Here is a 16,135-nt window from a genome sequence, read left to right as displayed (position 1 = left end):
AGGGGCGAGCGATGACCGACGCCGCGCCGCCCCTCGCCGATAGGCTTCCGGACGAAACCGCCGGCACCGCCCGCGCGGACGCACCGGCCTTCCACGCCTGGAATCCTGGCCTCGAACCCGGCCTGCCGCGGGCGATGCGTCCGCTCGCGACGGTGTTCCGGCCTGAGAATGTCCGCCTGCCTTTTGCCGAAATCCTCGAACTGGCCGATGTCAGCGGCCTGCCCGCGACGCAGCTCGCCCCCTTCCGGCCTGAGCGCCTCGCGGTCCACGAGGTGCTGATCCGGGTCATGGCCGACATCTCGGTCCCCGTCGGCGAAGTCTATGCCGATCTCGGACTGAACTTCCGGCGCATCGTCGGCACGCTGCTGCGCGAGGGCGTGATGGACCGCCTCGACGCGGTCGCGGCCACCCTCGACGCGGTCCGCGCCGAGGCCGACGCGGCGCTGGAGCGCGAGCTGTCGGCCCTGTTCGACGAGGCGCCCGCGCCGCCGCCCGAACCGGTCTCCGGCTGGTCCGGGTGGCTCCGCCGCCTCACCCTGCGCGCGCCGCCCTCCCCATCCCCATCGCCAGCTCTGGCCGGCGACGGACAGGCGCGCATCCTCGCCCGCCTCGACGAACGATGCGCGGCCGCGAGCGAATCCGAGAGCTTGGAGAGCGCCGCCCGCGAGGCGCTGCGCACAGTGTTCGGGCACGTCATCGCCCGCCAGGGTATGCTGATCCGCGACCGCACGCTGCTGCGGCGACTCGCCGGCATCCTCGTCACCAACCGCTGCGGCAGCGACCGGATCGGCGCGCTGATCGCGCCCTGGATCGAGGCGGTCGCCGCGGCGCAGGGCTACCATCGGCCCGCACCGCAAGCGCAGCCGGTGGTGATGACCGTCAAGGGCGCCTCGGCCTCGGGCAAGAGCACGATTCGGCCCTATCAGCGCGGCCTTGCCGGCCGGATCGGCGCGCAATGGCAGGACTTTGCCGTCATCACCCCCGATGTCTGGCGCAAGTTTCTGCTGGATTACGACAGCTTGGGCGACGCGCGCCGCTATGCCGGGCCGCTGACCGGGCACGAGGTCGAGATCGTCGATGCCAAGCTCGACCGCTACATCACCCGCAAGGCGGCCGGCGGTCGCCTCTCGCACCTGCTGATCGACCGCTTCCGCTTCGACAGCTTCTCGACCGAGGCCGGCAGCGACGGTGCCGGCCAGCTCCTCACGCGGTTCGGCCAGCGCGTCTACCTCCAATTCATGATCACCCCACCCGAGGAAACCGTGGAGCGGGCCTGGAAGCGGGGCGAGGAGTTCGGACGCTACAAGGCGGTCGAGGATCTGCTCGCGCATAATGTCGAAGCCTTCACCGGCATGCCGCGGCTGTTCTTCACCTGGGCTTTGCGCCGGGACCGGCCGGTCACTTACGAATTCCTCGACAACAGCGTGCCCAAGGGCGCGCGTCCGCTCACCATCGCCTTCGGCACGAACGACGCGATGACGATCCTCGATGCCAAAGCCCTGCTGGCGATCGAGCGTTACCGGCGGATCGACATCCGCGCCCGCGCGGCGGCCGACGTCTATCGCGGCGTCGCCGACGCACCGGAGGCCGAGGCGCGTTTTCTGCGGGAGGCGTTGCGGCACGTCTCCGTGGTGCGTTTCGCCGATCGGGAATCGGGGCGGGTCTTCGCGCGTTTCGAGGGCGGTCGTCTCGTCGGCCTCGACCCGGCGGGTCTCGCCGCCGCGCGCCGGGAGCCCGGCACCGCGCGGGCGCTCGCGGCAACGGGCCTGACGGAGGAGATCGAGGGCATCGCACCGCTCGACGAGGTTCTCCGCCCTGAAGAAACCTCGACCCTGGGCGCCTGGGGTCCGGAGGCGGGTCGGGCCAGCTCCTGAACCGCTTTCATGCTGCGGTGCGACATCGAAAAGCGTCTGTCACACCGTCGCCGGGTGCAGGGATTGCAGCCGGTTTCGCCCACCTTCAGACCAGAGCACGCCATTCACATGCGCGTGACGCATGTGCGTATCTGGTATTTTGTACTTCATATCCCAAAACGAGCGGCCTATCTCGGATGCGTTCGCACCGCACCATAGCCCGCATCGACGGAGACCATTATGCTCGCCACGTGGCTCGCCGCGCTCGTTTTCCTCGTCGCCGTTCAGGCTCTGCTCGTCGTCAAACTAGCCGACCGTCTGACCGTGTCGAACGCTGCCGATGATGTCCCGACGGGCCGCGGGACCGAAGCTTTGGACTCCGCCGGTCGCTACGCCCGCGCCGCCTGAACCGCGCCCTCGCGTCCGGCGAGCCCTACGGCCGCCAGCCATTCGGGTCCGGTCGGCTTGGCGTGCGAGGCTGCGCAGCGCATCTCGGCCGCGAACGGCGTGGCATCGAGGAAGGCCTGCATCTCGGCATCGGAATAGTGCCCGAACGCATCGACGAGATCTGCCAGAGCGCGATCCGGGGCGTGGTCAGAGATGTTTTCGGCCATCACCGTCTCCTCCGGTCGCCGGCCCGAACGGTGCGTCACGCCACCGTATCGGGTCTCGCCTGCCCGTATTGGTATCTGGCATACCAAGCGAGTGAAATCAAGTTCCGAACGCTCCGGCATTCGGCAGAATAGTGCTGCGCTCTACTCCGCAGCGATGCGGTGGACGCCGCCGACCGCCCCCGAACCGAGGATGTCGCCGATCTCGGCATCGGTGCAGCCGAGCACCTCGCGCAAGATCTCGTCGGTATGCTCGCCGAGCAGCGGCGCGCGGGTGATCTCGGTGGGGCTCGCCGACAGCTTGATCGGGTTGCCGACCGTCAAGTAGGCGCCGCGAGTCGGGTGCTCGACCTCGACCACCGTGCCATTCGCCCGCAGCGTCGGATCCTCTGCGATCTCCCGCATCGACAGGATCGGTCCGCACGGGATCTCGTAGGCGTTGAGGATCTCCATCGCCTCGAGCTTGTCGTGCTTCATCGTCCAGGCTTCGATGCGCGTGAAGATCTCGTTGAGATGCGGCAGGCGGGCCTTCGGCGTCGCGTAGGCCGGATCGGTCTTCCAGTCCGGCTCGCCGATGATGTCGCAGATCGGGCCCCAGACCGCGCCCTGGGTGATGAAGTAGATGTAGGCGTTGGGATCCTGCTCCCAGCCCTTGCACTTCAGGATGCGACCGGGTTGCCCCCCGCCGGAATCGTTACCGGCCCGCGGCACCGCCTCACCGAAAGGGACGCCCTCGCCGTATTGGCTGTATTCCATCAGCGGGCCGTGGGCGAGGCGCTGCTGGTCGCGCAGCTTCACCCGGCAGAGGTTGAGCACCCCGTCCTGCATGGCGCAATCGACGCGCTGGCCCTGCCCCGTATGGGTGCGCTGATAGAGGGCGGTGACGATGCCGAGTGCAAGGTGCAGGCCGGTGCCGGAATCGCCGATCTGTGCACCTGATACCATCGGCACGCCGTCACGCCAGCCGGTGGTGGAGGCCGCGCCGCCGACGCATTGGGCGACGTTCTCGTAGACCTTGCAATCCTGATAGCGGCCGGGCCCGAAGCCCTTCACCGAGGCCAGGATCAGGCCCGGATTGGCGGCCTGCAGCTTCTCCCACGTCAGCCCCATGCGGTCGAGTGCGCCGGGGGCGAAGTTCTCGACCAGCACATCGCACTCGGCGATGAGCCGCCAGAGGATCGCGTTGCCCTTGGGGTTCTTGCCGTCGAGGGTGATCGAGCGCTTGTTGTGGTTCAGCATCGTGAAATAGAGGCTGTCCACGCCGGGAAGGTCTTGAAGCTGCTGGCGCGTGGCGTCGCCCGCACCCGGCCGCTCGACCTTGATCACGTCGGCCCCGAACCACGCGAGCAATTGCGTGCAGGTCGGTCCCGATTGAACATGGGTGAAGTCGAGGATGCGAACGCCCTCAAGTGCCTTGCTCATCGCAGGTCTCCTCCCCAGGAGAGTGGCATGTTGTCGGGAGCGTGTCGGCCGATGGCGTCGGCCGGGTGCACCCGCGGGGAACCGTGCCGGTCTTGGGCTCCGGTACGACTGGCCGGCGCGACGTGTGCGCGGCTCAGGGCATCATCAGCGAGGCTGCCCTGCACCCGGCGAATACCGCCGGCATCGACTCCCCGGTTTTCTTCTGGCATACCAGATGCCAGACGTCAACGTTTCGGGTTGGAGGCTGCAGATCCGCACGGTCCCGTGCGGATTCCGCGGGGAGAGCCGGGACGCTAGAGTGCGGCTGCCTTGTCTTCCAGTGGATGAGGCGCCATGCTCCCGCGGCTCGATGCTTCCACCTCCGGACCCGCAACCCCATCGGCATCAAGGTCGATCCGAAGTGATGGAAAATCTCTCGATCAAGCCGATCGTTCCGGCGACGAGCCTGCGGACGCTGGCCTACGAGGCGCTGAAATCCGCCATCACCAACATGGACATCTACGGCCAGACCGGGGATGTGCGGCTCGATGAGCGCGGCCTGTCGCAGACGCTCGGCGTGAGCCGCACGCCGATCCGCGAGGCGCTGACGGTGCTGGAGCAGGAAGGCTTCGTGCGCAACGAGCCCCGGCGCGGCGTGTTCGTCGTCAAGAAGACGAAGCGCGAGATCGTCGGCATGATCCAGGCCTGGGCGGCGCTGGAGAGCATGGCGGCGCGGCTCGCCTGCACCGCCGCCTCGGACGACGATCTCGCCTGCCTGCGCCGCTCCTTCCCGGAATTCTTCGACGGCCAGCCCTACGAGCATCTCGACGAATATTCGGAAGCCAATATCCGCTTCCACCAGAAGATCATTGCCCTCGGCCATAGCGCGGTGATCACCGACCTGACCAGCAACCTGCTGATGCATGTGCGCGGTATTCGCAACACGGCGCTCCGCCAGGGCGACCGCGCCTCGAAGTCGATCGAGGAGCACGTGCAGATCATCGAGGCGCTGGAGGCCCGCGACGCGGAGCGCGCCGAGCGTCTCGTGCGCGACCACGGCCTCGGCCTCGCCGACCACGTTCAGCGCTACGGCGACCACCTCGACTGATCACCACGGACCGCGCGGCGCCGACGTCCGATACCTCGCCGGGACGAATGACGCCGCCGCCTATCCCCCCGGGATCGCCAGCGGATTGTCGGTGAGCGCGGCCCGGTCCGGCGCGTCCAGGACAGGCTTGCCGAGAAAGGCGTCCCAGATCCGGCGGACGAAGGCCGGGTCGAGGTCGCGCACGATCAGCACGAGCCGCGAGCGGCGGTCCGCATCGGGCCAGGCGGGCAACGTCACCGGCGCGTGGACGACGTGCTGCACCCCGTGCACCACGACCGGCCGCTCGGGATCGTCGGCGAGCGCCACGAGGCCCTTGAGGCGCAGTAGCTTCGGCCCGTGCGCCGAACGCAGGAGATCCAGAAACATCTCGAAGGCCGGGCGCGGCACCGGTTCGTCGCTGGTGAGGTGAAAGGCGCGGATCGCCGCGTCGTGCCGGTTCACGTCGTGATGATGGTGGCCGTGGTCGTGGCCATGGTGATGGCCCTGCGCATGGTCTTCCGCGCCGAGCCACGCGCGCACGTCGTCCCCTTTGCCATCAACGCCGAACAGGCCGCCGAGCAGGTGCTCGGCCGGCACGTCGGGCCCGTGGATCCGGGCGCCCGGATTGAGGGCGGCGAGCCGTTGGGCCAGCGCCTCCGCCTCGGCACCGGGCAGGTCGGCCTTGGTCACCACGAGATGGTCGGCGACCGCCGCCTGCCGCAGGGCCTCGCCATGCGCGTCGAGGGTGCCCGCGCCGTTGACCGCGTCGATCACGGTCACCACGCCCTGCAACTGGAAGCGGATCGCGAGATAGGGGTGGTAGATCAGCGCGTGGAGGATCGGCGCCGGGTCGGCGAGGCCAGTGGTCTCGATCACCACCCGGCGGAACGGGTTGATGCGGCCGTTGTCGCGGCGGCGCAGGAGGTCTTCGAGCGTCGAGATCAGGTCACCGCGCACGGTGCAGCACAGGCAGCCGGCGCCCAGCAAGATCATCCCCTCATCGACCGTCTCGATCAGCAGATGATCGAGCCCGATCTCGCCGAACTCGTTGACGATCACCACCGTGTCGGCCAGCGCCGGATCGCCGAGGAGGCGGTTCAGCAGCGTGGTCTTGCCCGCGCCGAGGAAGCCCGTGAGCACGGTGAGCGGGATCGGCGCGGGGCGGCCGGGTTGTTCGGTCTGAAGCATCGTGGAACGGCTTTCGAAGTCAGAGCCGCTCGCGGTTTCTCCCTCGTCCCGGCAGGGGACGAGGGGATCAGCCGTTACCGCAGCGCGCGTCTCGGCAACGATATGACGATGCCGGGGGCCTTCGAAAACCCCTTACGACTCGTCGTTCTTCGCCTTGCCGGGCTTCTTGTCCGCCTTCTTGGCGGCGGGCTTGGCCGCCTCGGGCTTCTTGGCGGCCGGCTTGTGTGCCGGCTTCGCGGCGGCCTTCGGCGTGGGCTCCACCGCCGTGTAGGCGCTGGTCGTGGCCGGCACGCCCTTGTCCTTGCCCGCAGCGGTCTTCGTCGCGGGCTTGGTCACCGCGGCAGCGCGGGCCTTGGCGGCCTTCTCTGAGGCGGCCTGCTTGGCGGCCTCTCTGGCCGCGTCCTTGGTGGCCTTGGCCTCCGCGCGCTTGCGCTGGGCCGCTTCCTGCGCGGCCTGGCGAGCCGCCTGCTTGGAGGCTTGCGCCTCCTGTTCCTCGCGGGCCAGCGCCATCGCGCCTTCCGTGGGGCTGCTGCCGATCCAGACCGGGATCGGCTGGAGCGGTGCCCGGGGCGGCAGGGTGCGCCCGCGGACATTGGCGCTGCTGAGGGCGGCGAAGGCAAGGTTGGTGGCGTCCGGGGTCGCCGAGCCGAGGAGCTGCGTGGTCGCGCTGTCGGCGCCGGGGCCGCTCGCAGTCAGCGCGCCGGGGCCCTCGTCCACCGGCATCGGCTTGCGCTTGTCGCAGATATAGGGCCGCATGTCCGGCGGGGCGGCGACGTTGGAGGGCGGCAGCGATTCGAGCGTCGGCGCGGTCCAGCCCGCCGACTGGCCGAAGCCGTAATCGAACAGGTCGGCGGCCTTGATGTCGCGCTCGCGCGCGCTCGGCTGGCCCATCACCACGGTGATGATGCGCCGGCCCCCGCGGGTCGCCGTCGCCACCACGTTGAAGCCGCCCGAACAGATGAAGCCGGTCTTCATGCCGTCGGCGCCGGGATAGCGCCCGAGCAGGCCGTTATGGTTGGCCATCACCGACTTGCCGAACTGGATCGCCGAGATCGAGAACAGGTTCTGCTGGTTGGGGAAGTCGCGCATCAGCGCGCGGGCCAGGATCGCCATGTCGCGGGCGCTCGTCCATTGCCGCGGCTCGGGCAGGCCGTTGGGGTTGTACCAGCGGCTCTCGCGCATGCCGATCCGGTGCGCGGTCTCGTTCATCATGTCGGCGAAGCCCTCGACGGAGCCGCCGAGCCCCTCGCCGATCGCCCAGGACACGTCGTTGGCCGACTTGACCATGATGATCTTCAGGGCGTTGTCGAGGGTGATCTGCGTGCCCGGCTTGAAGCCCATCTTCGAGGGCGGCTCGGCGGCGGCCGCCGGCGAAACCGTCAGCAGCGTGTCGAGCGAGACCTTGCCTTGGCGCACCATGTCGAGGGCGACATAGGTGGTCATCAGCTTGGTGATCGAGGCCGGATACCAGGGGTCGGTCGCGCCCTGGCTGTAGAGCACCTTGCCGGACTCGGCATCGACGACGAGGATCGGCGCCGTCACCGCCGCAGCCGCCCCCGCCATCAGGCCGAGGGCGGTGAGCGAGCCGATCAGCCGTCCCCAAACACGGTTCACCATCGGGCCAATCTCGAAAGGGTGGGCGGGCGCGGGACGCCGCGGAGCAGGAATTCCGTTGCCGGCTCCGGGCGTTCGCGAGGGACGCACCCGGACAGGGTCGGATCGAGGAGACCCGTTCATCAACGTGCCCTCCGTGGCGAGAGCATGGCAGAGCCCGGCGTTTTGCCTAACGGTACGCTGCCGATCAGGGTTGCGTTCCGCGATCATCGTGCACCGCTTGGTCTTCCGCGCCTCCCGGAGGTATGGGCAAGCCCTGGCAGAAAAGCGCAACGATGTCTTACGCGGTCAAGGAACTCTTCCACACACTTCAGGGTGAAGGCGCCCAGGCCGGGCGCGCGGCGGTGTTCTGCCGGTTTTCCGGCTGCAATCTCTGGTCCGGCCGCGAGGAGGACCGGGCGAGCGCCGCCTGCCGCTTCTGCGACACCGATTTCGTTGGGATGGACGGAGAGGGCGGCGGGCGCTTCGCCTCCGCCGAAATCCTGGCGGACGCCATCGCCGCGACCTGGGCCGGGGGTGACGCCAACCGCTACGTCGTGTTCACCGGCGGCGAGCCGCTGCTGCAACTCGACGCGGCGCTGATCGCCGCCGTCCATGCCCGCGGCTTCGAGATCGCGGTAGAGACCAACGGGACGCTTCCCGCGCCGCCCGGCATCGACTGGATCTGCGTGAGCCCCAAGGCCGGCAACCCTCTGGTCCAGACCTCGGGCGACGAGTTGAAGCTCGTCTTCCCGCAGGCGGAGGCCGAGGCCGCGCCGGAGCGTTTTTCGGATCTGCCCTTCCGGCATCACTTCCTGCAGCCGATGGACGGGCCGGAGGCCGCCGCCCACACCGCGGCGGCGGTGGCCTATTGCCGGGCGAATGCCCGCTGGCGGCTCTCGCTCCAGACGCACAAGATCATCGGGATTCCGTGACGGCCTCGTCCCGAAGGCGGCAGGCGACTTCGGCAAACGATGACGTCTGGGCCGGACGGATGGATGCGGCCGGCGGTTGCATCCTTCATCTCTCTCGACCACGTTCGCGCACCAGTGCGACCGGCCCCATAGGCCCAAGAGGATGCCCGATGACGCCTGATTCCACGACGCCGGATGCCACGACACTCAGGCTCGATCACTCCTCCGTCGAGGAACTCAACCTCGCTCTGCGCCATTACCGGCGCCTGATCATCCGCCTGCCCCTGATCCTCGTCCTCGGCTTCGCGGGAGCGCTCGGCCTGTCGTATCTTGGGACTGCGCTGTCGCCGCCCTACGGCCTCCATATCCTCGGCTGGGATCTCCTGACCTGGGGGCTGCTCGGCCTTCTCGCCGCTCTCTTCGCCGAGTTCTGGTGGGAGGGGCGGCAGATCGGGCGGGCCCTCAACAGCGTCGAGATGCAGTCCGCGCCGATCGCCTCCCTGCTCGGCGGCCAGGCCCTGATCGGGGAGCGCGCCCGGGAACACGGCATGAAGCCGGGCCCCTTCAACGGACCGCTGCGGCCGATCCGTAAACGCTAGAGCGCATTCCGACGAAGTGGTGACCGGTTCGTCGAAAGAATGCGCGTCAAAACAAGGATCTAGAGACGCCGGCCTGATGCAATCAGGTCGGATACGGCTCTAGAACCAAGACCCGAACAGCTTGGCGATCGAGGGGTGGCTTGCGACCCATCGCGGCCTTCGGAAGCGTCCGCTTCTACGCCCCGTCGGGTCAGAAGCGGACATGGAGGCGGCGGCCGATCGTATCGATCGGCGGAGCGCAGCTCAGGCGGCCCGGACGGTGGCGAGGAAGCGGGCGACCTCCGCGCCGAGATGCTCCGACTGGCGGGACAGTTCGGAGGCCGCGGACAGGACTTGGCTCGCCGCCGCACCCGTCTCCTCCGACGCCTGCGCGACGCTGGCGATGTTGCCGGTCACCTCGTTCGTGCCGGTCGAGGCTTGGCTGACGTTGCGCACGATCTCCTGGGTTGCCGCGCCCTGTTGCTCCACCGCGGCAGCAATCGAGGTCGCCACGTCGTCGATCTGGCGAATCCGGACCGTGATGTCCCCGATCGCCGTCACAGCCTGTCCGGTCACGCCCTGCACCTCGCCGATCTGACGCGCGATTTCCTCGGTGGCCTTGGCGGTCTGCTCGGCCAAGGCTTTCACTTCCGAGGCCACCACGGCGAAGCCGCGGCCGGCGGTGCCGGCGCGAGCCGCCTCGATCGTCGCGTTGAGCGCCAGCAAGTTGGTTTGGCTGGCGATCGAGGAGATCATCCCGACCATGTCGCCGATGCGGGACGCGTTCTGGCTGAGCGCCCGAACCAACGTGGCGGTCTCGTCGGCCTCGCCCACCGCCGATTGGGCGAGTTGGGCCGAGTCGGAGACTTGTCGCCCGATTTCCCCCACGGACGAACCCAACTCCTCGGCAGCGGCTGCCACGGTCTGCACGTTGGCCGCGGCCTCCTCGGCGGCGACGGCCACGGTGGTGGATCGAGAGGCGGTCTCGGTGGCGGTGGCGGTCATCTGCTGGGCGGTGGCCTGCAATTCGGTGGCCGAGGACGAAACCATCCCGACGATCCCGCCGACCGCACGCTCGAAGCCGTCCGCCAGTTCGATCATCGTGCGGCGGCGCTCCTCCGCGGCAGCGATTTCGGCGATTCGCTTGACCTCGGCCTCCTCGGCGGCCTTCCGCGCCACCATGGTCTTGATGCCCTCGACCGCCTTTCCGACCGCGCCGATTTCGTCGCCGCGGGCCGCTTCCTTGATCTCCGCGTCGATCTCACCCCTGGCCATTCTCTGGAGTGCCCCGACCAGATGTTTGAGCGGGCGCGCGAGCAAAACCTGAGCCGAGACGAAGATCACGCCCAGCACGACGGCGAGGATGACGAGGCCGCCGAGCGCTGTTTCCAGAACACGGGAAAAAATCGGCTGAGAGAACGCCTTGGCGGGCACGTCGAGCAGAAGCGCCCATGTCGTATTCATGCCCGGCGCGGTGAAGGGATACACCAACCGCACCGCACCGTCGGAGCCGTCGGTGAGCACCCGCATCCGACCGTCGCCGATGGCCGCCTTGATTTCCTGCTCGCCGATGCCGGCATAGGTCTTCATCAGCAGGTCGGCCTGCGGGGGGACGATCCATTTGCCGGCGTTCGAGAGCATCATGACCCGACCACCTTCGAATGGACGCAGCGCCGCGACCATATCGGACATTTTCTGCAGGCTGATATCGACACCGGCCGCACCGACGACCGCCCCCTTGATCTTGAGAGGCACGGTGATCGAGGTCACGACATCACCCTTGCCGGTCACATAGGGCTCGATGAGCAGGCCGCTCCCCGCGGTAATCGATGCCGCGTACCATTGCTGGGTCGGGTCGATCGAGAAGGTCGACAGCTCCAAATTTCCTGAGGCCGTTCGCGTCCAGTATGGGGTGAAGAGGCCCTTGTCGTTATTGTTGTCCGTTCCGGCAAATCGCTTTCCGGCGCGACCATCGACGGTGTCGGAGATCCAGGCTCCGAACAAATTGGGATAGCCCTCCAGAAGCGCCTTGGTGGCCTCGACGACATCAGAGCGTCGGGCGCTGCCGCCTTCGGCAAAACCCGCAAGGGTCGCGGCCAGCGATCGGCCCGCCGACATCGCCTCGGTGAGTTGGACCGAAACCTGACCCGTCGTGCTCGCCGCTTTCTCGCCCGCGAGCGTCATGATTTCAGTGTTTGTGCGATCAGCAGCCTTCCATCCGGCCAAGCCTGTAAAACCGATGAGGGTCAGGCTAACAACGGACCCTGCGATTACGACAAGCTTATTGGATACGCTCCTTGATATGAAATTCGACACCGCCGCCCGCTCTCCAAAGAACTTAGCCCACTCTCGATACTTAGCTATGAATTTTAAGCGTAAGTTAAAATACGCTTGGTTTGACTCAATATTCATTCTTGTAGACGGTGGTTTTTCGACAGAAAATGTCGCCTATGAACAAGCGCGCGGGTTCAAGCCCGTCATGCGCACCCTTGCGAGACGCGACCGACCGGCCCACGCCCAAGCAATCTGTTGGAGGATTTCAGCGATGGGGGATGCCTGCGACCGTCCGAAACTCGCTAGAGGTTGAAGAAAAACATTCGCTTCGGATGAGCGCCCAAGGTCTGCCCCCTGCCCTCGGCAGTTCTTCGCAAGGTCAAGCGGATGAGGCTCGGCCCCTTGGCAGGTTCCGAACGGACCCCGGTGCTTGCCGAGCATCGTCACGAGCCACGCGCCCATCGGCGACCGCCCGCTCCAGGCCGGCTTCACCGTCCCCTTGAACCAAGGCCCGATCTCGAATGAATCATCCGAGCGGTCCCCGAGCGATGAGGCAGGTCTGGTTCGAGGGGCCGCGCCGGTCGATCACCGCATGCGGGCTTGCGGCCGCAAAGACCGGATAGAGGGTGCATTTCGGCCGATCTGGTGACATATCCACGATCTCGGTGCGCCCGCTGGCCGCCATCAACCCGCTGCGCTGTCCGCGGCGGGACCGTTCCGGACCTCGTGAAGATCCCGCGATGAAGATCACCCAGGCCTTCACCTTCGAGGCGGCCCACCGCCTGCCGAACGTGCCCCAAACCCACCGCTGCCACCGCATGCACGGGCATTCCTACCGCGTGGAGCTGACCGTGGCGGGCGCGGTCGATCCGACGAGCGGTTGGGTGGTCGATTTCTACGACATCGAGAGCGCCTTCGCCCCGCTCCTGGAGCGGCTCGACCACCATTGCCTCAACGAGATCGAGGGGCTGGAGAATCCCACCGCCGAGCATATCGCGGCCTGGATCTGGCATCGCGCCAAGCCGGCGATTCCGGGGCTTTCCAGCGTGCGGATCTTCGAGACGCCCTATTCCTGGGCCGAGTACGAGGGCGACTGACCATGCCGGAGGACGGGGCCGTGGCGGGCGGTGAGGCCGGGGCGCTGGTGCTGTTCTCAGGCGGCCAGGATTCGGCGACCTGCCTCGCCTGGGCGCTCGACCGCTTCCCGCACGTGGAGACGCTCGGCTTCGATTACGGCCAGCGCCACCGGGTCGAACTCGACCGGCGCGAAGCCCTGCGGAACGGCTTGACCGCCCTCGATCCGGCCTGGGGCCGCCGGCTCGGGTCGGATCACACGCTGGCGCTTGCCGCACTCGGCGAGATTTCCGACACGGCGCTGACCCGCGACAGCGCGATCGCGTTCGCCCGTGACGGCCTGCCCAACACCTTCGTGCCCGGCCGCAACCTTGCCTTCCTCACCTTCGCCGCCGCGCTCGCCTATCGCCGGGGCCTTCGCCACATCGTCGGCGGCATGTGCGAGACCGATTATTCCGGCTATCCCGATTGCCGCGACGATACGATCAAGGCGCTGCAGGTCGCGCTCAACCTCGGCATGGAGCGCCGCTTCGTGCTGCACACGCCCCTGATGTGGATCGACAAGGCGCAGACCTGGGCGCTGGCGGAAAGCCTGGGCGGACGCGCCCTCGTGGATCTCGTCGTCGAGGAGAGCCATACCTGCTATCTCGGCGAGCGCGGCGCGCGCCACGAATGGGGCTATGGCTGCGGCACCTGCCCGGCCTGCGACCTGCGCGCCAAGGGATTTTCGCGGTATCTCGCCGCGCGAGCGGAATAGGAGCCTTCCTATGCGTGCCGACGCCTTCCTCGAAGCCGTGAAGGCCCTGCCCGTCGCCCCTCTCGCCACCCTGGTCCCGGACGGGGGCGGCCTCGTCGTGGTCGCACCCCATCCCGACGACGAGAGCCTCGGCTGCGGCGGACTCATCGCGCAGGCCGTGCGAGAGGGCCGAACTGTCCGCGTCGTCATCGTCAGCAACGGCTGTGGCTCGCACCCGAATTCCAAGGCCTATCCGCATGACCGCCTGCGGGACCTGCGCGAGGCGGAGACCGTGGCGGCGATGGCCGAACTCGGACTGAGCTCCGAGCATGTCCACTTCCTGCGCCTGCCCGATGGCGGCGTGCCGAGCGAGGGCGTGGACGCCGAGGCGGCGGCGGACCGGATCGTCGAGATCGCCCGAGAGGCCGGCGCGCGCGCCCTGTTCGTGACGTGGCGGCACGATCCGCATTGCGATCACACCGCCTCGGCCGCCATCGCCGGCCTCGCCCAGGCCCGGCTTCCCGGTATCGCGGCCTATGCCTACCCGGTCTGGGGTTGGACCCTGCCGCCGGAGCGCGAGGTCGGGCCGGCCCCCGAGGGCTACCGCCTCGCGGTGGAGGACGAGCGCGCGGCCAAACGCCGGGCGGTGGAGGCGCACGCCTCGCAGGTCTCCGGGCTGATCACCGACGATCCGTCCGGCTTCCAGTTGCAGCCCGCGATGATCGACCGGCTCTGCAGCCCGCACGAGTGGTACATCGCGCTGCGCTGAACCCCCTTCATCCGCGTTTCAGGTTGGGGCTGGCAGGACGGGGAGGCCCGTAAAGCTTGGCCCGGACCGGAACGCCTGTGAGCACCATCAGCGTCGTCACGCTCAACAAGGGGCGCGACGCCCATCTCGCCCGACTGATCGAGGGGCTCGCCCGCGGGCCTGCTCCCGCCGAATGCGTCGTGGTCCAGATGGGCCCCGCCCCCGAGCCGTTGCCGGCGACGCCGTTCCCGCTGCAACAGGTCGACTTCCCCAGCGCCGGCCTGCCGCTCGCCGCCGCGCGCAATGCCGGCCGGGCGGCGGCCTCCGGCGAGATCCTCGTTTTCCTCGATGTCGATTGCATCCCCTCCGCCGGCCTCGTTCCGGCGCTGGCGGCGGCGGCCGCCGCGCATGACGGTCTCGTCTGTGGGCCGATCCGCTACCTGCCCGCGGGCGCGGTGCAGGACGGCTGGCGCGAGGCCGATCTCCTGCAGGCCGGCCTCCTCCACCCGGCCCGGACTTTCCCGGCAAGCGGCGTGGCGGAGACGAAGAATCCCGGCCTGTTCTGGTCGCTCGCTTTCGCCGTGCGCGCCTCGACCTACGACCGGCTCGGCGGGTTCGACGAGGGCTATGACGGCTACGGCGCCGAGGACACGGATCTCGCCTTCCGCGCGGCCGAGATCGGCGTGCCGGTGCTTCTGGCCGGCGCACCGCCCGCCTTCCACCAGCATCACCTCTCCTGCGACCCGCCGCTCCAGCACTTCGCCGACATCGTCCGCAACGCCCGCCGCTTCCGCGCCCGGCACGGGCTCTGGCCCATGGACGGCTGGCTCGACGCCTTCGCCCAGCTCGGCCTGATCGGCGAGAGCCGCGAGCCCGACATCACCCTGCTGCGCGGCCCGAGCCCGGAGGAGATCGCCGCCGCGCGCGTGCCGCCCGAGCGGCCGTTCTGAGCCAGTTTGGGGGGACATCTCGAAGGGTGCTCCGGGCACCGTGGGAGGCGACCGTCGACGGATTTCTGCCATCGAAGGCGGATCGGTTTCCCGTCACGGTCGACGCGCCGTCACAGATTTGGACGCGTAGGCTCAGCCCGCCCCATGGTCCTTCCAAGCAACATCCTTCGGCCAGCGTAGCATTGACGGGTCGCGCGCACATGTAACGCCAGTCATTCCGGCCATATCTGTTGCAACGCGGCATGATGATCCGCCTCATCGCGGAAAAGTTTTCGGCATCCGGCGCGAACTCTTCGAGATGCAGCTGGTTCTCCGGGGAACTCATCTCTCCCTTCGAACCCCGGAGCCACGATGACCGCCAAGCCCCCGCCCGTTCCACCGGCCAACCGCTCCGACAAGGGGCCGGGAAGCACGCCTGAAACCGCGACCACCCAGGGCCGAGCCTCGTCGCAGACGAAGGACCCGGACAAGATCGGCCAAACGGGCAATTCGAAGATCAACACCACTCATCAGGGTCATCAGCAGGATCGCTGAATGAGCACCTCCAGCAAGCATCCCAACGCCGACCGTCATCACGGCGGGCCGGGCAGCAGCCATCAGGACCGGTCGAAGCCTGCCGCCGAGTCGGATCACGGGCCGACACCGGGCAGCCCGACGAACGGCTCCACGTCCGGCGTGTCCGGGGGCGGCGGCGAGCGCGACGCCCACCACGCCCATAGCGGCCCGGGCCATGCCCCCGACCGCACCGACCGCTCCCATTGAGGGCAGCACGCCGAACCGACACCAAGCGGAACGATCCGCTCCGCATCAGGAGAACCGCCATGGACGAAAGCCGCAAGCACGATTCCCTGCGCGACTTCAACGCGCATGCCGATCGCAACGGACAGGATTTCGGGCAGGACAGCCCCCTCGACGTCGCCCGCCCCGCCGATCTCCAGCGCGCGCTTCAGGAAGATCCGGGCTGGCAGGCTCAGGTGGCGCGCACGGCTTCCGACTTCGATCGGCGGGATTCAGTCGCGGGCGGCAGCATCGAGTCGGTCGAGGCCACCGAGGCGGAGACGCCCGCGGAAAATCTGCGCCGCATCAGCGATCCGAGCTTCACGCCCAAGCGCTGATCGGCTCGACCCC

17 protein-coding genes are annotated in these 16,135 nt (G+C 68.3%); 12 read left to right on the top strand and 5 right to left on the bottom strand.

Translation table 11 applies throughout. The features are described 5' to 3' along the window. Nucleotides 1–11 precede the first annotated feature (11 nt). A complete protein-coding gene (locus ASF53_RS09385; RefSeq protein ID WP_056197298.1) occupies nt 12–1,874 on the top strand; it encodes a DEAD/DEAH box helicase family protein in 1,863 nt (620 codons plus the stop codon). A 219-nt stretch (nt 1,875–2,093) separates the two neighbouring features. Then, entirely contained in the window at nt 2,094–2,261 is a 168-nt protein-coding gene (locus ASF53_RS26275; RefSeq protein ID WP_200943197.1) for a hypothetical protein, read from the top strand. Here the strand turns inward: ASF53_RS26275 and ASF53_RS09380 are convergent. Beyond that, nucleotides 2,243–2,467: a hypothetical protein gene (locus ASF53_RS09380; protein ID WP_056197294.1), complete on the bottom strand. Its 225-nt coding sequence runs from the start codon at nt 2,465–2,467 to the stop codon at nt 2,243–2,245. The genes ASF53_RS26275 and ASF53_RS09380 overlap by 19 nt on opposite strands. A gap of 141 nt (nt 2,468–2,608) precedes the next feature. Continuing rightward, nucleotides 2,609–3,886 (bottom strand): formyl-CoA transferase, encoded by a 1,278-nt coding sequence (gene frc, locus ASF53_RS09375; RefSeq protein ID WP_056197293.1) that lies wholly within the window; start codon nt 3,884–3,886, stop codon nt 2,609–2,611. 403 nt (nt 3,887–4,289) lie between these two features. On the opposite strand from frc, the gene ASF53_RS09370 reads away from it, so the two are divergent. Next, on the top strand, nt 4,290–4,973 hold the full coding sequence (locus tag ASF53_RS09370) for a GntR family transcriptional regulator (RefSeq protein ID WP_056197292.1): 684 nt from the start codon (nt 4,290–4,292) through the stop codon (nt 4,971–4,973). A gap of 60 nt (nt 4,974–5,033) precedes the next feature. Here ASF53_RS09370 and ASF53_RS09365 read toward each other — a convergent pair whose 3' ends face one another. Then, nucleotides 5,034–6,140 carry a CobW family GTP-binding protein gene (locus ASF53_RS09365; RefSeq protein ID WP_056197289.1) on the bottom strand — a complete coding sequence of 369 codons (1,107 nt, stop codon included), beginning with the start codon at nt 6,138–6,140 and terminating at the stop codon, nt 5,034–5,036. Between the two features lie 132 nt (nt 6,141–6,272). Beyond that, entirely contained in the window at nt 6,273–7,757 is a 1,485-nt protein-coding gene (locus ASF53_RS09360; RefSeq protein WP_056197286.1) for a D-alanyl-D-alanine carboxypeptidase family protein, read from the bottom strand. A 272-nt stretch (nt 7,758–8,029) separates the two neighbouring features. On the opposite strand from ASF53_RS09360, the gene queE reads away from it, so the two are divergent. After that, on the top strand, nt 8,030–8,668 hold the full coding sequence (gene queE / locus ASF53_RS09355; protein ID WP_056197284.1) for a 7-carboxy-7-deazaguanine synthase: 639 nt from the start codon (nt 8,030–8,032) through the stop codon (nt 8,666–8,668). Nucleotides 8,669–8,817: 149 nt separating this feature from the next. Continuing rightward, the gene (locus ASF53_RS09350; RefSeq protein WP_056197283.1) at nt 8,818–9,246 is read left to right on the top strand and encodes a hypothetical protein; all 429 of its coding nucleotides are present in this window, start codon (nt 8,818–8,820) and stop codon (nt 9,244–9,246) included. Nucleotides 9,247–9,489: 243 nt separating this feature from the next. Here the strand turns inward: ASF53_RS09350 and ASF53_RS24890 are convergent, their stop codons facing one another. Beyond that, the gene (locus ASF53_RS24890) at nt 9,490–11,247 is read right to left on the bottom strand and encodes a methyl-accepting chemotaxis protein (RefSeq protein WP_502690576.1); all 1,758 of its coding nucleotides are present in this window, start codon (nt 11,245–11,247) and stop codon (nt 9,490–9,492) included. 992 nt (nt 11,248–12,239) lie between these two features. On the opposite strand from ASF53_RS24890, the gene queD reads away from it, so the two are divergent. From queD to ASF53_RS09310, 7 genes are all read left to right on the top strand, one after another. Further along, nucleotides 12,240–12,596, top strand: a complete 357-nt coding sequence (gene queD / locus ASF53_RS09340) for a 6-carboxytetrahydropterin synthase QueD (RefSeq protein ID WP_056197282.1) — start codon at nt 12,240–12,242, stop codon at nt 12,594–12,596. A gap of 2 nt (nt 12,597–12,598) precedes the next feature. After that, nucleotides 12,599–13,330 (top strand): 7-cyano-7-deazaguanine synthase QueC, encoded by a 732-nt coding sequence (gene queC, locus ASF53_RS09335; protein WP_056197280.1) that lies wholly within the window; start codon nt 12,599–12,601, stop codon nt 13,328–13,330. A 10-nt stretch (nt 13,331–13,340) separates the two neighbouring features. Continuing rightward, nucleotides 13,341–14,078: a PIG-L deacetylase family protein gene (locus ASF53_RS09330; RefSeq protein ID WP_056197273.1), complete on the top strand. Its 738-nt coding sequence runs from the start codon at nt 13,341–13,343 to the stop codon at nt 14,076–14,078. Nucleotides 14,079–14,155: 77 nt separating this feature from the next. Next, the gene (locus tag ASF53_RS09325) at nt 14,156–15,007 is read left to right on the top strand and encodes a glycosyltransferase family 2 protein (protein ID WP_056197272.1); all 852 of its coding nucleotides are present in this window, start codon (nt 14,156–14,158) and stop codon (nt 15,005–15,007) included. Nucleotides 15,008–15,358: 351 nt separating this feature from the next. Beyond that, on the top strand, nt 15,359–15,541 hold the full coding sequence (locus ASF53_RS09320) for a hypothetical protein (RefSeq protein ID WP_056197270.1): 183 nt from the start codon (nt 15,359–15,361) through the stop codon (nt 15,539–15,541). After that, the gene (locus tag ASF53_RS09315) at nt 15,542–15,769 is read left to right on the top strand and encodes a hypothetical protein (protein ID WP_056197268.1); all 228 of its coding nucleotides are present in this window, start codon (nt 15,542–15,544) and stop codon (nt 15,767–15,769) included. Nucleotides 15,770–15,828: 59 nt separating this feature from the next. Beyond that, nucleotides 15,829–16,122, top strand: coding sequence for a hypothetical protein (locus ASF53_RS09310; RefSeq protein ID WP_056197266.1), 294 nt, complete (start codon nt 15,829–15,831; stop codon nt 16,120–16,122). Nucleotides 16,123–16,135: the final 13 nt, after the last annotated feature.

It is taken from the genome of Methylobacterium sp. Leaf123 (genome assembly GCF_001423405.1).
Lineage (GTDB): Bacteria > Pseudomonadota > Alphaproteobacteria > Rhizobiales > Beijerinckiaceae > Methylobacterium.
Note: the sequence above shows the minus strand (reverse complement) of the source record. Positions and strands in the feature narration are given on the sequence as shown.

Bases quoted from the DNA above. Each gene is read 5' to 3' on its own strand.
- ASF53_RS09385 (WP_056197298.1), top strand. From the start codon at position 12: ATGACCGACGCCGCGCCGCCCCTCGCCGATAGGCTTCCGGACGAAACC.
- ASF53_RS26275 (WP_200943197.1), top strand. From the start codon at position 2,094: ATGCTCGCCACGTGGCTCGCCGCGCTCGTTTTCCTCGTCGCCGTTCAG.
- ASF53_RS09380 (WP_056197294.1), bottom strand. From the start codon at position 2,467: ATGGCCGAAAACATCTCTGACCACGCCCCGGATCGCGCTCTGGCAGAT.
- frc (WP_056197293.1), bottom strand. From the start codon at position 3,886: ATGAGCAAGGCACTTGAGGGCGTTCGCATCCTCGACTTCACCCATGTT.
- ASF53_RS09370 (WP_056197292.1), top strand. From the start codon at position 4,290: ATGGAAAATCTCTCGATCAAGCCGATCGTTCCGGCGACGAGCCTGCGG.
- ASF53_RS09365 (WP_056197289.1), bottom strand. From the start codon at position 6,140: ATGCTTCAGACCGAACAACCCGGCCGCCCCGCGCCGATCCCGCTCACC.
- ASF53_RS09360 (WP_056197286.1), bottom strand. From the start codon at position 7,757: ATGGTGAACCGTGTTTGGGGACGGCTGATCGGCTCGCTCACCGCCCTC.
- queE (WP_056197284.1), top strand. From the start codon at position 8,030: ATGTCTTACGCGGTCAAGGAACTCTTCCACACACTTCAGGGTGAAGGC.
- ASF53_RS09350 (WP_056197283.1), top strand. From the start codon at position 8,818: ATGACGCCTGATTCCACGACGCCGGATGCCACGACACTCAGGCTCGAT.
- queD (WP_056197282.1), top strand. From the start codon at position 12,240: ATGAAGATCACCCAGGCCTTCACCTTCGAGGCGGCCCACCGCCTGCCG.
- queC (WP_056197280.1), top strand. From the start codon at position 12,599: ATGCCGGAGGACGGGGCCGTGGCGGGCGGTGAGGCCGGGGCGCTGGTG.
- ASF53_RS09330 (WP_056197273.1), top strand. From the start codon at position 13,341: ATGCGTGCCGACGCCTTCCTCGAAGCCGTGAAGGCCCTGCCCGTCGCC.
- ASF53_RS09320 (WP_056197270.1), top strand. From the start codon at position 15,359: ATGACCGCCAAGCCCCCGCCCGTTCCACCGGCCAACCGCTCCGACAAG.
- ASF53_RS09315 (WP_056197268.1), top strand. From the start codon at position 15,542: ATGAGCACCTCCAGCAAGCATCCCAACGCCGACCGTCATCACGGCGGG.
- ASF53_RS09310 (WP_056197266.1), top strand. From the start codon at position 15,829: ATGGACGAAAGCCGCAAGCACGATTCCCTGCGCGACTTCAACGCGCAT.